The organism is Herbaspirillum sp. Her2 (genome assembly GCF_057961375.1).
In genome coordinates, this window is the sequence record NZ_CM176331.1 from 4,307,743 (window position 1) to 4,322,741 (window position 14,999).

Annotated in this window: 13 protein-coding genes; 1 reads left to right on the top strand and 12 read right to left on the bottom strand. The window is 63.0% G+C overall.

Annotation, left to right across the window (positions count from 1 at the left end; all coding sequences use genetic code 11):
• Positions 1 to 15 precede the first annotated feature (15 nt).
• The 5 genes from ACWHXP_RS19530 to ACWHXP_RS19550 all read right to left on the bottom strand — a co-directional run bounded on the left by ACWHXP_RS19530 (position 16) and on the right by ACWHXP_RS19550 (position 5,674).
• Positions 16 to 1,230 carry an ABC transporter permease subunit gene (locus ACWHXP_RS19530; protein ID WP_402704373.1) on the bottom strand — a complete coding sequence of 405 codons (1,215 nt, stop codon included), beginning with the start codon at positions 1,228 to 1,230 and terminating at the stop codon, positions 16 to 18.
• A 72-nt stretch (positions 1,231 to 1,302) separates the two neighbouring features.
• Positions 1,303 to 2,232, bottom strand: a complete 930-nt coding sequence (locus ACWHXP_RS19535) for a branched-chain amino acid ABC transporter permease (protein ID WP_489635246.1) — start codon at positions 2,230 to 2,232, stop codon at positions 1,303 to 1,305.
• A gap of 132 nt (positions 2,233 to 2,364) precedes the next feature.
• A complete protein-coding gene (locus ACWHXP_RS19540; protein WP_489635245.1) occupies positions 2,365 to 3,303 on the bottom strand; it encodes a delta(1)-pyrroline-2-carboxylate reductase family protein in 939 nt (312 codons plus the stop codon).
• 18 nt (positions 3,304 to 3,321) lie between these two features.
• A complete protein-coding gene (gene lhpH / locus ACWHXP_RS19545) occupies positions 3,322 to 4,332 on the bottom strand; it encodes a trans-3-hydroxy-L-proline dehydratase (protein ID WP_209580336.1) in 1,011 nt (336 codons plus the stop codon).
• Positions 4,333 to 4,537: 205 nt separating this feature from the next.
• Positions 4,538 to 5,674 carry a branched-chain amino acid ABC transporter substrate-binding protein gene (locus ACWHXP_RS19550; protein WP_489624372.1) on the bottom strand — a complete coding sequence of 379 codons (1,137 nt, stop codon included), beginning with the start codon at positions 5,672 to 5,674 and terminating at the stop codon, positions 4,538 to 4,540.
• A gap of 379 nt (positions 5,675 to 6,053) precedes the next feature.
• Between ACWHXP_RS19550 and ACWHXP_RS19555 the strand changes: the two genes are divergently transcribed.
• On the top strand, positions 6,054 to 6,518 hold the full coding sequence (locus tag ACWHXP_RS19555) for an Lrp/AsnC ligand binding domain-containing protein (protein ID WP_008334229.1): 465 nt from the start codon (positions 6,054 to 6,056) through the stop codon (positions 6,516 to 6,518).
• A gap of 229 nt (positions 6,519 to 6,747) precedes the next feature.
• Here the strand turns inward: ACWHXP_RS19555 and ACWHXP_RS19560 are convergent, their stop codons facing one another.
• From ACWHXP_RS19560 to gpmA, 7 genes are all read right to left on the bottom strand, one after another.
• A complete protein-coding gene (locus tag ACWHXP_RS19560; protein WP_489624371.1) occupies positions 6,748 to 8,799 on the bottom strand; it encodes a TonB-dependent receptor in 2,052 nt (683 codons plus the stop codon).
• A 185-nt stretch (positions 8,800 to 8,984) separates the two neighbouring features.
• Positions 8,985 to 9,386: a hypothetical protein gene (locus ACWHXP_RS19565; protein WP_489635244.1), complete on the bottom strand. Its 402-nt coding sequence runs from the start codon at positions 9,384 to 9,386 to the stop codon at positions 8,985 to 8,987.
• A gap of 80 nt (positions 9,387 to 9,466) precedes the next feature.
• Positions 9,467 to 9,952 (bottom strand): RNA polymerase-binding protein DksA, encoded by a 486-nt coding sequence (gene dksA, locus ACWHXP_RS19570; RefSeq protein WP_182993485.1) that lies wholly within the window; start codon positions 9,950 to 9,952, stop codon positions 9,467 to 9,469.
• 430 nt (positions 9,953 to 10,382) lie between these two features.
• Positions 10,383 to 11,138 (bottom strand): HesA/MoeB/ThiF family protein, encoded by a 756-nt coding sequence (locus ACWHXP_RS19575; RefSeq protein WP_209580341.1) that lies wholly within the window; start codon positions 11,136 to 11,138, stop codon positions 10,383 to 10,385.
• An 83-nt stretch (positions 11,139 to 11,221) separates the two neighbouring features.
• A complete protein-coding gene (locus ACWHXP_RS19580) occupies positions 11,222 to 12,718 on the bottom strand; it encodes a S41 family peptidase (protein WP_039789587.1) in 1,497 nt (498 codons plus the stop codon).
• 3 nt (positions 12,719 to 12,721) lie between these two features.
• Positions 12,722 to 14,101: a murein hydrolase activator EnvC family protein gene (locus ACWHXP_RS19585; protein WP_489635841.1), complete on the bottom strand. Its 1,380-nt coding sequence runs from the start codon at positions 14,099 to 14,101 to the stop codon at positions 12,722 to 12,724.
• Between the two features lie 125 nt (positions 14,102 to 14,226).
• Complete coding sequence (gene gpmA / locus ACWHXP_RS19590; RefSeq protein ID WP_489635243.1) at positions 14,227 to 14,973, bottom strand: 2,3-diphosphoglycerate-dependent phosphoglycerate mutase; 747 nt, start codon at positions 14,971 to 14,973, stop codon at positions 14,227 to 14,229.
• Between the last annotated feature and the right edge of the window lie 26 nt (positions 14,974 to 14,999).

Below are 14,999 nucleotides of genomic sequence, written 5' to 3' on the forward strand. Positions count from 1 at the left end.
GTTCTGTGCTCCAGATTAAGCTTTGACTTCGCCGGTGGTACCGACTTGGGTGTGGTCCACTTCGGGACGGTCTTCATGGCGCGGCGAGGGCCACAGGCCAGCCGGACGGGTCAGCATGATGATCACCATGGCCAGGCCGTAGAGCAGCTGGCGCAGCACTTCGGCATCGATCCACACCTTGCCGAAGATGGCCATCTGCAGCGGCTCCACCACGTGGCGCAGCACTTCCGGCAGCGCGGCCAGGATCACGCCACCCAGCACCACGCCCGGAATGTGGCCGATGCCGCCCAGCACCACCATGGCCAGCACGGCGATGGATTCGGTCAGGGAGAAGGATTCCGGCGAGACGAAGCCCTGGAAGGCACCGAACATGGCACCGGCCACGCCACCGAAGGACGCGCCCATGGCGAAGGCCAGCAGCTTGACGTTGCGGGTGTTGATGCCCATCGCCTTGGCGGCGATTTCATCTTCACGGATCGCCACCCAGGCACGGCCCAGGCGCGAATCCTGCAGACGGCTCGAGAAGAAGATCACGAAGATGCACAGCACCAGGAACAGGTAGTAGTACGCGTTCACCGAGGGCAGGTTCATGCCGAAGATCTTCAGCATCGAACCCGAACCCGGTTCACCGGCCAGCGAGACACCGAACACGCGGATCGGGTCGATCAGGTTGATGCCCTGCGGACCATTGGTGATGTTCACCGGCGCGTTCAGGTTGTTCATGAAGATGCGGATGATTTCGCCGAAGCCCAGCGTCACGATGGCCAGGTAGTCACCGCGCAGCTTCAGGGTCGGCGCACCCAGCAGCGCACCGAAGAGCGCCGCCAGCACGCCCGAGATCGGCACGATCAGCCAGAGCGAGAGGTGGATGCCGTTCTGCACGATCTGCGGACCGCACAGCCAGACCAGGAAATTGCCGATGGCCGGATAGGTATTGATGAAGGACTCGATCACGGCGGCGAACTGGGGCGAGGCCAGCAGGCCGGCGGTGTACGCACCGATGGCATAGAAGGCGATGTAGCCCAGGTCCAGCAGGCCGGCAAAACCCACCACCACGTTCAGGCCCAGGGCCAGCATGATGTAGAGCAGCGCCATATCCATGATGCGCACCCACGAATTGCCGAAATGCTGGGCGATCATGGGGAAGATGATCATCAGCGCCAACAGCGCCAGCAGGCTGAACCGCGCCTGCTGGGGGTTGCGCTTCATGTCGAAGGTCATGAGAGCCATAGTGTTCTCTTCCGATTTCTTAAGTTTCTAAGTTTCTGTTTTTAAGTTTTTAAGGTTTTAAATCTTAAAAACTCAGGCCCGATCCGCCACACGCTCACCCATGATCCCGGACGGACGCAAGGTCAACACGATGATCAGCACGATGAAGGCGAAGATGTCCTGATAATTGCTGCCCAGGAAGTTGCCGGTCAGGTCGCCGATGTAACCGGCACCCAGACTCTCGATCAGGCCCAGCAGGATGCCGCCCAGCATGGCGCCGTAGATGTTGCCGATACCACCCAGCACGGCCGCCGAGAAGGCCTTCAGGCCCGGCACGAAGCCCATGGCGAATTGTGCGGTGGAATAGTTGGCAGCCCACATCACGCCGGCAATCGCGGCCAGTGCCGCGCCGATGGCGAAGGTGACGATGATGACGCGGTTGGCATCCACGCCCATCAAACCGGCGATGCGCGGGTTCTCGGCAGTGGCGCGCATGGCGCGGCCCATCTTGGTCTTCTCCACGATCAGCACCAGGCCGATCATCGCGGCCAGGGCCAGGATCAGCAGCATGATCTGGGTCGGCGAGATCAGGGCACCGGCGATGTTGACCGGGGTCGAGGGCATGATCTGCGGGAACGGCAGCGGGCTGCGGCCCCAGATCATCATGGCGAAGGTCTGCAGCAGGATCGATACGCCGATGGCGGTGATCAGCGGTGCCAGGCGCGGCGCGTTGCGCAGCGGACGATACGCGATGCGCTCGATCAGCAGGCTGACGATCACGCACACCGGAATGGCACCGACGATGGCAATGATCAGCTTGACGATGCTCGGCAGGTCAGGGGCAACCTGCTGCACCAATTTGAGGATCGACAGGCCGACCATGGCCCCTACCATCAGGATGTCGCCGTGGGCAAAGTTGATCAGGTTCAGCACCCCGTACACCATGGTGTAGCCCAGGGCGATCAGTGCGTACATGCTGCCTAGCACCAATCCGTTGATGATCTGCTGGATGAAAATGTCCATGAAACGGTGTCTCCTTCAGGAGGATGATTGTTGTGAAACGTCAGGAAACTGCAAGGAAACCGCAAACGCACGGGCGTTCGCGAAAAAAGCGTAAATTATTTATCAAATTAAGCGCGCATGCACGCGCAATTTTCATATCCCCAGTGTGGTGCGCATCACGCGCGCTGCCGCCAGGTCCCACGCGGCCTGGCCCACGGTCTTGAACACCGGCAGCGCCCCCGCGCTGTCGAGCGTGTTCACCGCCGTCTTGCCGGCCAGCACATCGCCGATGCCGACCACCCCCGCCCAGTCCACCTTGGCCTGGATCAGGTCGCCTGCTTCGTGATGCGCGCCGGCCAGGTCATCGACCACGATGCGGCGTGCATGCAGCAGGCTGGCCGGGAACTCCACCATGTCCGGCTTGAAGGCACCGACGCCGATGGCCAGCGTATCGGCCGCGATCTGTTCGGGAATCACGGCCACGCGCGACGTAGTCAAGGCAATCACCACATCAGTGCGCGGCAAATCCTGTTGCAACATCTGTGCCGGGAGCGGACTGGCCACGACTTGCGGATGGCGTTCGCTGATGGCCTGGCAGAAAGCCTGGGTACGCGCGAGGTCACGCGCGGCCACCCAGAACTGACGCACACCAAACACCTCCGCCAGTGCATCGGCATGCGCCGCCGCCTGCGCGCCGGTACCGATCAACAGCGCCGATTGCGGCGTGCGCGGCAACAGCGTGCGAATGCCCAGCAGACTCATGGCTGCGGTGCGGCGCGCCGTGACGGTCGGGCCGTCCATCAAGGCCAGGCGTCGTCCGGTATCGGTTTCGAAGGCAATCACCTCACCCTGGATCGCCGGCAGCTGATGGCGCGCATTGTCGCCATGCACGGTGATGAGCTTGGTCACCGAGAGATCCTCGGCAATGGCCGGCATGCCCAGCAAGACGCTGTTGGCATCAATGGGAACGACCTGGCGTTCCGGGGCGCGAATCGTACCGCTGGCCAGTTCCTGCGCGGCGCGTGCGAGGGCATCGACCAGTGCGGAATACGGCAGTGCCTGCGCGGTCTGGAGGGAATCGAGGATGTGCATGGGAATCCTGTGGGGAAGTCAGCGCAGGAAGAAACCGGTCGGGAAGGGATCGGACTCTTCCAGCACCCACTGGTTGGTACTCATGATGTGGGCATGGCCGCTCACTTCGGTGAGCGCGCCATCGAAGTCGCCCACCTTGGTCGCAGCAGTCACGCGCACGCCGAAGTTGCTGCCGACGATGCTGCCGTTGACGTAGTGCTGGTTCAGCGCCAATTGTCCGCGCAGGAACAGCTGGGCGGCGCGGCCCGAGGTACCGGTGCCGGTGGGCGAGCGGTCCACTTCGCGGTCGGCGAAGATGCAGACGTTGGACTGGTCCGCGCCGGGGAAATTGGGTTCGCTGTCGATGATGGTGCCGTACAGCGTATTGAGGCCCGGCTCCAGCGGATGCGCGATGGCGACCTTGGCCATGACGGCGGCCTTGGTCTCGGCACCCAGCTGGATCAGCTGGCGCACCAGTTCAGGCTTGACGGTGAGGCCGGCCTGCGCCGCGTTGATGTAGTAGTAGAAGGCACCACCGAAGACGATGTCACCGGTGATCTTGCCAAACCCGGACGTCTCGACTTCGACGTCGCGGCGATAAATGAAGGCGGGCACGTTGTTGAAGCTGACCTTGCCGGCGCGCACGCCATCCCACTCGACGAAGGCTTCGATGAAGCCGGCCGGAGCATCGAAGCAGATGCGGGTCTGCGGCTGCGTACGTTCGACGTAGCCCATCTCGACCAGCACCTTGCCGAGCGCGATGATGCCGTGGCCGCACATGTCGCTGTAGCCTTCGTTGTGAATGAAGATGACGCCGAAGTCGGCACCGGCCGTGACCGGGGGCAGCAGATAGGCCCCATACATGTCGGCATGGCCGCGCGGCTCGTTCATCAGGAAGCGGCGCAGGTCGTCGCGATGTTCGCGCAGCCAGGCGCGCTGTTCCAGGATGGTGCCGGCCGGGATCTTGGGCAGGCCCGAGACCACGATGCGCAGCGGTTCGCCGCCGGTGTGGGCATCGATGGTCTGGACGGTACGGGTATAGCTGAGCATGGTCTTCCTTCCGGGTATGCTGCGGGTCCGCCTGGGCAGAGGGTAACTCTGCGGACCGGACATGGGCCCTGCAAGCGGGTACGGCAAGCCGCTCCCGGCCGGTCGGAACCGGCGGGAAGCGGGACACTGCAATGTGGAGCTGGGATCAGGGCCTGGCGCGCCACCCGCGACTGCGGGCGGCAGGATCAGGCCGGGAAAGGACCGATCAGTAGCTGGTCAGGGGAACCGGCAGACCATCCTTGAAGCGATAGACAGTCACGGGCGATTGCTTCAGGTCGTGGTTGGCGTCGAAGTCGTACTGGCCGGCCACGCCCTTGTAGCTGATCTTGGCCATGGCCGGACCGAAGGCTTTCGGATCGACCGAGTTGGCCTGCTTCATGGCTTGCGCGATCAGCATCATGCCATCGTAGAAGGAAACTGCATAGGTTTCAGCAGGACGGCTGTACTTCTTCTGGTAGTCGTCAGCGAAGACCTTGCCATCCTTGGCCTTGTCCAGCATGGTGCCGCCCTGGGTGCAGTAGACGGTTTCACCGATGGCATCGCCACCCAGGCGACCCATTTCCGGCGAACAGATGCCGTCGCCGCCCATCAGGGGTACGTCAATGCCCAGCTGCTTCATCTGGCGCTTGATCGGGCCGCCTTGGGGAGCGTAGCCGCCCAGGAACACGGCGTCGGGCTTCTTGCCCTTGATGGAGGTCAGGATGGCGGTGAAGTCGGTAGCCTTGTCGTTGGTGAAGTCCTTGCTGATGACTTCGATGCCGTTGGCCTTGGCGACCTTGGCGAATTCCTCGGCCAGGCCCTGGCCGTAGGCGGTGCGGTCATCGATGACGGCCACGCGCTTGAGTTTCAGTTCCTTGGCTGCATACAGGGCCATCTTGCCGCCCAGCTGGCTGTCGCTGGCAGCCACGCGGAACAGGGTGGCAAAACCTTGCTGGGTGATCTTGGGGTTGGAGGCCACGGTGGCCACCACGATGCCGGCATCATTGTAGACGCGCGAAGCAGGAATGGTCACGCCCGAGTTGTAGGGACCGACGATGGCCTTGATGCCCTGGTCAGCCAGCTTCTGTGCCACCGCCACGCCTTGCTTGGGGTCGGCCTGGTCATCTTCGGCCAGGACTTCGAACTTGATCTTCTTGCCGCCCACGGTGATGGGTTGCGCATTCAGACGCTCGACGGCCATCATCAGGCCGCCCTGGTTGTCCTTGCCGGCCGATGCCTGGGGACCGGTCAACGGGCTGGAGAAACCGATCTTGACGACCTGGGTTTCCTGCGCCATGGCGAAAGCAGGGATCAGCGCCAGCGAGGCGGCGATGATGTTGAGTCCGGAGACGCGCTTGAACATGGGGTGTTTCCTCTCTTCTAGAAAGTCAGACTGCGGTGGGTGATTGCATTGAAAACGCCGGAAAAGCAGGATTTGCGCCATCCCCCGCCTCGTGGGCTGGAGCGGTGCATTCCGTTGATGCCGGGCCGACCGCGTCAGGCCGGTTTTCACCGCCGCGCGCAGGCTGGACCTGGCAAACAAAACTCGTCAAATCTGTTGTCGAGATACTGCTGTGATCCGCGCAGAAACGAGGTGAACTTCGCTTCATGCCCGCATTACGTTATGTTTTTTATGAGGGAGGATTCTATTGACTCTTCCTTGATATTAGGCGCGCTTATTCCCCTTATAATCGGAATAAAATTTTCTCTATATATTTTTAACTGAATAAAGTTCAGAAACCATGGCCGGACTCGACAAGATCAGCAAGAAAATTCTGGCGGAGCTGCAAAACGACGGCCGCATCAGCAACGTCGACCTCGCCGCTCGCGTGAATCTGTCGCCGGCCGCTTGCCTGGAGCGGGTTCGCAAACTGCAGGAAGCCGGCTATATCCTGGGTTATGCGGCGCAGTTGAATCCGGAATTGCTGGATGTCTCCCTGCTGGTCTTCATCGAAGTGGTGCTGGACCGCACCACGCCGGATGTCTTTGCCGAATTCAAGAAGAGCGTGCAGAGCATCCCCGAGATCATGGAATGCCACATGGTGGCCGGTGGCTTCGATTACCTGGTCAAGTCGCGGGTCAAGGACATGAACGCCTATCGTGAATTCCTGGGCAAGTCGCTGCTGCAGTTGAAGGGCGTGCGCGAGACGCATACCTATGCGGTGATGGAAGAAGTGAAGAACACCATCCGCCTGCCTATCCGCTGATCACGGCGGCTTTCACCCATCTCGTCAATTATGTGAACGATACTGTTCCGAATTTCCCGCCGGCACCAGGAAATTGCCCCATTCCTTCATACGCAAACGACAGGCGAAAAAAAGCCCGGCAGCCTCCTTGCGGAGACGGCCGGGCAAGCTGCGCTGGCGGGAGGCGCAGTCTCCCGCCGGCACCCGGTGACGCCGCTGCCCGGGGCAGCTGGCGTTTCATTCATATCGGTCAAAAGGCGGTGCGTACCCCCACGATGAAGTTGCGGCCACCCAGCGGTACCGTTTCGCGCAGCACCGAGGTGGACAAACGGATGTCCTGGTTCAGCAGGTTGCGGGCCAGTGCGAACCAGGTCAGCTTCACGCCGTTGAGACGCTGGGTATAGGACAGGTTGGCGTCCAGCTGGGTGTAGGACGGGGTTTCGTAGGTTTCGAAGGACGCCAGGCGATCCTGCTTCTGCGCGCGCAAGACCTTCACGCCACTGGCCCAGGGACCGGTCTTGTAGCCCAGCTCGATGCCATAGCGGGTGGACGGCTGCAGGGGCAGGTTGCCGAGATTGTCGAGCGTGCCGCGCGAGGTATCGGCAAAGACCCGGCCGGAAACCCCTTCGCCGTTCCAGTTGTACGTGACCTCGGCTTCCACGCCGCGGATGGTGGCATCGCCCTGCGACCAGAAGCGCTGGGTGAATTCGCCATCGGGATCGGCCGCGCCGGCAGCGTTCACCTGGCCGTTGGTACGGCCGTAGATGTAGTTGTTGACCTTGTTGCGGAACACATTGCCCTTCCAGCGCACCAGTCCTTCGGTTTTCTGCAGGCTCAACTCGATGTTGTGTGAAGTTTCCTTCTTCAGCTGGTTGTCGCCGATGTCGTAGGTGGAGGTCGATTCATGCGGGCCTTTGGAGTACAGCTCTTCCACCGTCGGCGCGCGCTGGGCGAAGGAATAGGTCAGGCCCAGGCCGTAGCCGGGCTGGAAGGTCCACAGACCGCCGGTGGACCAGGAGATCAGGCTGAAATCGCGTCCCGGCCGGACGCTGTCGCTGCTGCTGCCGCTGTCCGGTCGGCGGCTCACGCTCTCGGCGCGCAGGCCGGCGCTGGCCAGCACCTGGCCGAACTGCCGCTCTTCCACCAGGAAGCCGGCAAAGGAGGTCGAACGCGTGGGCGGAGTCAGCTCGGAGACCCCGGTATCGGGCGTGAGGGCCGAGTAGTTGCTTTGCTCGGTCTGCACGCCGAAGGTGCCGTGCCAGCCGGCCAGCGGTGCGTGCGTCAGTTCCCAGCGGGTCTGCAGGGCGCGGTTGGAGAAGACCGTGTTGGGCGTGCCATCCTCCGCCTTCTCGATGTGGGTGTAGTCGGTGTACCCCATGCGGAAGCGGAATTTCTCGATGCCGGCGAAGGGACGATTGACGACGGTATCGAGGTCGTAGCGGTTCTGGTGCAGGTCGATGAAGGATTTTTCATCGGTCGGGATCCCGTAGTGATCGTCCAGAGTCGCCACCGACAGGCCGACGTAACCCCAGTTGGTCACATAGGAAATGCCGCCACCCAGGCTGGTCTCGTGGGTGAAGGAATTGGGCAGGCGGCCCGATGCGCTGCTGCTGTCCCCCTGGCGGGCGTTGCCGGGGATCTTGTAATTGTCGGTATCGCGGTAGTTGCCGTCCAGGTGCAGGCCGATCTGGCCGGCCGAGGTATCCAGCGAGAAGGACGTGTTCTTTTCGCCATCGACGGTACCGTAGCGGCCTTCGACGGTGCCGGTGGGCTTGCCGACCAGCTCGGTGGGGATACGGTCATTGACCACGTTGACCAGGCCGCCGATGGCGCCCGAGCCATACAGCAGCGCGGCCGGACCGCGCAGGATTTCGATCTGGCGGGCAGTAGCGGCTTCGGTGGCGACCGCATGGTCGTTGGAGACGGTGGAAACGTCGGAGACGCCCATGCCGTTCTGCAGGATCATCACGCGCGGACCTTCCATGCCGCGGATGATGGGACGCGAAGCGCCGGCACCGAAGGCGCTGGCGGACACGCCCAGTTCACCCGAAAGGGTGTCGCCCAGCGAGTTGCCGAGCTTGTTGCGCAGTTCGTCCCCGGCGATGACCTTGGCGGGCGTGAGGACTTGTACATCCTCCTGAGAGGCGAAGGGGGTGGCAGTGACGACGATGGGTTGCAGCGCCGGTTGGGCAGCGGTTGCAGGGGTCGCGGTGGTGTCAGCCGTCTGGGCCGAAGCCGAAGCGGACCAGGCCGCCAGAGCCGAGAAGACGGCCGAGGCGATGCGTTGGCGTTGAAGAGCCATGTGAATTCCTTGTTATGCGCGAAGCGCCGCCCGCCTTGTCGTGAGGGTGGATGGGGCGGCGCGGATACACCGGCCGTCGGCACGCGATCGCACGCAGCGGCGGCGTCAGGACGACGCCGCGCCACGCACGGATGCGCGAGCGACAACCGGTAACCAGTAATGCGGGTCTTGCAGGGAGAAGGAGTTCAGCGCGGCGGGGCGCGCGAGGAGAAATGGCAGTTCAGCGGCGCGTCCCAGGACGCGAAGGCCAGCCACAGGGCCAGCACGCGCACCGGCGGCAGCAACGGAAGGGGAGGAAAATCGACATGCACACCGGCCGACAAGGCAGCGGCGTCATAGGCCACGCAGGAGTGGTGCAGGCCATGGGCGTGGTGGTGATGGGCATCATGCCCGTCGGCGGCAGCGAGTTCGGCGTGCGCCTCCTCGCCCTCGTCGAACAGGGCTTCGCTGATCAGCGAATGGACCGTCCCCGGTTCCCAGCCGGCGTGCGCAATACCGTGCACGAAACCCAGCATCTGCGCGAACAACAGCGACATCGCCAGCAGGGCGATGACGGTGTAGCTTCGCAGGGCGCGCAGACGGTGCATGAGGCGGGACCAGGTTGGAAACGACAGCGGCACTGCGCCTGCGCACCGCATGGCGCAGGCGTCATCGTGCGAGGCGAGGATCAGTCGCCGTAGAGTTTCTGCTTCAGTTCGCGGCGTTGCTGGGCTTCCAGCGACAGGGTCGCGGTCGGACGCGCCAGCAGGCGCGGGATACCGATCGGTTCGCCCGTTTCTTCACACCAGCCGTACTCGCCATTGTCGATGGAGACGATGGATTGCTGCACCTTCTTGAGCAGCTTGCGCTCGCGGTCGCGGGTGCGCAGTTCCAGCGCGTGTTCTTCCTCGATGGTGGCGCGGTCAGCCGGGTCCGGCACCAGCACGGTTTCGCGCAGGTGTTCGGTGGTTTCATCCGCGTTCTTGAGCAGATCCTTTTCCAGCTGCTGGAGACGGGCCTTGAAGAAAGCAAGCTGCGCTTCGTTCATGTAGTCCTTCTCGTCCATCTTGAGGATTTGTTCCTCGGTCAGCAACTGCGCTGCAGGGGTAGTTTTGGGAGTCTTGGTTGCCACTTCGCTTACTTTCAATACTACGGGTTTTTCAACTATATCCATTCCCGGCTGATGCACGGCTGCCGGAACAGGTCGCTTGTGAATCCACTTCCCTTGCCGCGTTGGCACCTCTTCGATTGACGTTGACGCGATCAGTGCGCAGGTCCGAGCCGTCAGGACCGGGGCGCGCTGCCGATGGCGTACGCTTTTTCGCGGTCAAGGATTGTACACCAACGATTCCGTATGCCAAGCCTTTGGCGCGGCGGCCCGCTGGCCATCTCCTCGGGCGGCGTTCCGGTTCATGGAGCGGTTCATGACTTCCCCTGTGACGGGCTAGGCGGGGCGGGCTGATCGCGCTTGTGAATTGTCGTCGTTCGGAACATCAGCCTGGCGCATGCTGCATGCTATTTGCATTGCAACATCCATCCGTGTTTATACCAGAAGAACGGGGCGGGATGGAAGCGACGATGCGTGCCATCCACAGCGCCCGCGTCTATCCGTGCCGCCGGGCACACACCGGGCACTGGCGGTCGCGGCCGATGCCGATGCTGGTCCATTCCATCTCGCGCGCATCCAGGATCAGGAGGCGTCCCGCCAGCGAGCGGCCGATACCGGCCACCAGCTTGATGGCCTCGGCCGCCTGCATGGTGCCGATGATGCCGACCAGGGGCGAAAACACGCCCATGGTGGAACATTGCACTTCCTCGAACTCGCGCTCGGGCGGGAACAGGCAGGCATAGCAGGGGCTGGCCTCCTGGCGCGGGTCGAAAACGCTGATCTGGCCATCAAAGCGGATCGCTGCCCCCGACACCAGCGGCACCCCGGCTGCCACGCAGGCGCGGTTGACCGCATGGCGGGTGGCGAAGTTGTCGCTGCAGTCCAGCACCACGTCGGCTGCCGCCACCAGCGCCTGCAGGCGCTCGCCTTCCACCCGCTCGGCCAGCGCCGTGACCTGCACGCCGGGGTTGATCTGCTGCAAGGCTTCGCGCCCGGACGCCACCTTGGGCTGGCCCACGCGCGCGGTGGTATGCATGATCTGGCGCTGCAGGTTGGTCAGATCGACGGTGTCGTGATCCACCAGGGTGATGTGGCCCACCCCGGCCGACGCCAGGTACATGGCCGCCGGCGAGCCCAGGCCGCCGGCACCGATGACCAGCGCATGGCCTTGCAGCAGGCGGGTCTGGCCTTCGATGTCGATCTCGTCAAGCAGGATGTGGCGCGAGTAGCGCAGCAGCTGTTGGTCATCCATCGTCATATCCGACATGGTTGAGATGAAAAAAAGGGCCGCTGGCAAGTGCTAGCGGCCCGATGTGCCTGCCCGCAGGCGGCGTATTACTTGGTGGTGTCGATCTTCTCGGCGGGCGCCTTGTTGTCCTTGCGCTCGTCCTTCACCGGCGTGTCGTTCTTGCCTTCTTCATTGCGCACTTCCGGCTTGGCGTTGGAAACCTTCACCGGCAGGCCCTTCAGCTGGTTCAGGGCCTGGGTCAGCTGGAAGTCGTCCTTGCTGCCGAAGTCGAGCGGCTTGCGCTTCTTCTCGGCGGCAATCAGGCGCTCTTCCGATTGTTCATCCATGGCCTTGGCCTTGACCTCGGCGGACTTGTCGGTGTCGTTGGTCAGGTGCTTGGAGAGATCGGCTTCACGCAGGCGCAGGCCGTTCAGGCCGTCGCCATCGGGGTACTCGTCCACCATGATGTCCGGCACGATGCCGCGCGCCTGGATGGAACGGCCCTTGGGCGTGTAGTAACGGGCGGTGGTCAGCTTGACGGCGGTGTTCTTCTCCGGCGGCAGCGCGATCACCGATTGCACCGAGCCCTTGCCGAAGGACTGCGTACCCATGATGGTGGCGCGCTTGTAATCCTGCAGGGCACCGGCCACGATTTCGGAAGCCGAGGCCGAGCCGCTGTTGATCAGGACCACCATCGGCACCTTCTTGATGGCATCCGGCAGGCGCGACAGCGGATCCGACAGCGGGTTGGCGGCGTAATATTCGCGCTTGGCGTAGAAGGTCTGCTTGGAGCTCGGCAGCTGGCCATTGGTGGAGACCACCACCGAATCCTTGGGCAGGAAGGCCGCCGCCACGCCGATGGCGCCCGGCAGCACGCCGCCCGGGTCATTGCGCAGATCCAGCACGATGCCCTTCAGGTTGGGTTCCTGGGCGTAGATGGCGGCCAGCTTCTTGGACATGTCGTCCACCGTCGGTTCCTGGAACTGGGTCACGCGCAGCCAGGCGTAGCCGGGTTCGACCACCTTGGACTTGACGCTCTGCACGCGGATCTCCTGACGAGTGATGGTCAGGATGATGGGCTTGTCTTCTTCCTTGCGGGCGATGGTCAGGGTGATCTTGGTGTTGGGTTCGCCGCGCATCTTCTTGACGGCTTCATCCAGGGTCAGGCCCTTGACCGGGGTGCTGTCCAGGCGGGTGATCAGGTCACCGGCCTTGATCCCGGCGCGGAAGGCCGGTGAATCCTCGATGGGGGAGATGACCTTGACGTAGCCATCTTCCATGCCGACCTCGATGCCCAGGCCCACGAACTTGCCCATGGTCCCTTCGCGCAGCTCCTTGTAGGCCTTCTTGTCCAGATAGGCGGAGTGCGGGTCGAGCGAAGCGACCATGCCGGAAATGGCTTCGGTCAGCAGCTTCTTGTCATCGACCTGCTCGACATAATCTGACTTGATGAGACCGAACACGTCGGCCATCTGGCGCAGCTCCTCCAGGGGCAGCGACGCCGTTGCATTCTTTTGCGCGATGGCGTCGAACTGAATCATCGCAGTGGCACCTGCCACCATGCCCAACCCGATCAAACCGATATTCTTGAGTTTGCTGCCCATGTGTCACCTAGAAGTTACCCACCCCTGTGGGTCGAATGCGCGGCCTTGATACCGCATTTCAAAGTATAAACCCGATTGCTCATTGCCGCCGCTGTTGCCTGCAGTGGCAATGGTTTCCCCGGTCTTGACCAGGTCACCGGCGCGTTTCAATACCGACTGGTTGTTGCCGTAAATCGTCATGTACTGGTTGCCGTGATCGACGATGATCAGGTTGCCGAAACCGCGCAACCAGTCCGCGAAGACCACGCGTCCTGCTGCCACTGCCCGCACTTCCGCGCCTTCCTGGGCGCGCAGGAACAGGCCCCGGCTGGTCGGTCCGTCGCCGCGGCGGCTACCGAATTTCGATACCAGCTCGCCCCTGACCGGCAGATGCAATTGTCCGCGCAGGCTGGCAAAGGGCTTGCCGAAATTGTCCGCCTGCGGCTCGGGCAGCGTGTCGTTGCGGCCCAAGGAAGCCTGTTGCGGCGGTTCGTCATCATCGATGGCGTCTGCCGGATCGGGCATCTTCGGCGCCGGCTTGCCTTCCTTGGCGGCCTTGGCCGCTTCGGCGGCGCGCTTCTCGGCGCGGGCACGCTGTTCAGCCAGACGCTTCTCGCGTTCGGCCTTGGCTTTGGCCAATTGTTCCTGGCGACGTTTCTCGCGAGCTTCGGCTTCGGCCTTTTTCTGCTGCTCGATGATCTGCGCCAGCTTGTCCACCAGGCTGGAGAGGCGCTGCTGATCCTGCTCGATGCGGCCGGCTTCCTGGCGCTGGGCATTGAGTTTGGTGGAAAGCTGCGCAAGCAAGGTCTGGCGGCGGCCCTTCTCGCGTTCCAGTACCTTCTTCTGTTCCTGTTCTTCCTGGGCGATTTCATCCAGTTCGAACTTGGCATTCTGGGTCTCGGCCTTGTTGGCGCGGATCGCCTGCTGGTTGACACGCAGGGTTTCAATCAGCTTGGCCTGGGCTTGCGAGACATAGCCCATGTACTGCAGCTCGCGATTGATGCGATTGGGATTGTCGCCGGAGAGCAGCAGCTTGATGCGGTCCTCGTTGCCGGCCACATATTGCTCGCGCAGCAGCTTGGACAGCTGCGCCTGCTGGGCGTTGACCAGCGCGGTCAGTTCGTTCAACTGCTTGACCAGCTGCGCCAGGCGCGCTTCAGTGGCCTGCTGCTCCTGCGCCAGATCGCGCAGCGAACGATTGGCTTTGGAGATCGCCTGTTCGGAAGCGGCCAAGGCATCGGCGGCATTGTCCTTGGCGGTCTCGGTCTGGTCGATATCGCGCTTGAGCGTAGTCAGGCGCTGTTGCAGGTCGGCCTGTTCCTTTTCGGCGGCCTGCTTCTGCCGGGTCCGCTCGGTGATCGGCTGGGCCTGCACCGCGGCACACAGCAGCAGACCGCAAGCCATCGTCGCCAGCAAGCGAAAGACTCCCCGCGGCGCGCCCGACAGGAGGGCGGAGCGCGCCGGTGGAATGCACTTTCCGGAAAGGGACGCCGCCTGTGCGGCGGGCGTCTTGCTGGAGCAACGCAGTTTTATTTCGACTTCCCTTGATTGGCCACGGCCTTGAGCGCTGCTTCGATGGCGGACTGGTCGCCCAGGTAATAGCTCTTGATCGGCTTGAGGTCGGCGTCCAGTTCATAGACCAGCGGCTGGCCGTTGGGGATGTTCAGGCCGACGATGTCGTTGTCGTTGATGCCGTCCAGGTACTTGATCAGGGCACGCAGGCTGTTGCCGTGGGCCGAGATGATGATCTGCTTGCCGGCGCGGATGGCCGGGGCGATGGAGTCATTCCAGGCCGGCAGCACACGCGCCACGGTGTCCTTCAGGCATTCGGTCAGCGGCACCTGCTCGCGCGAGAGGCCGGCGTAGCGGGCGTCGCCGAAGGCATCGCGCTCTTCGCCCGGGGTCAGCGGGTTGGGCGGGGTATCGTAGCTGCGGCGCCAGACCAGCACCTGCTCGTCGCCGTACTGGGCGGCGGTCTCGGCCTTGTTCAGACCTTGCAGGGCGCCGTAGTGGCGTTCGTTGAGGCGCCAGTCGTTCTTGATCGGGATGTACATCTGGTCCATTTCGTCCAGCGTGGTCCAGAGGGTGCGGATGGCGCGCTTCAGCACCGAGGTGTAGGCCAGGTCGAAGGAGAAACCGGCTTCCTTGAGCAGCTTGCCGGCCTGGCGGGCTTCAGCCACGCCCTTTTCGGTCAGGTCGACGTCGACCCAGCCGGTGAAGCGGTTGGCCAGGTTCCAGGTCGATTCGCCGTGGCGCATGAATACGATTTTGTACATAGCAGGACTTGTATTGATGATGGATA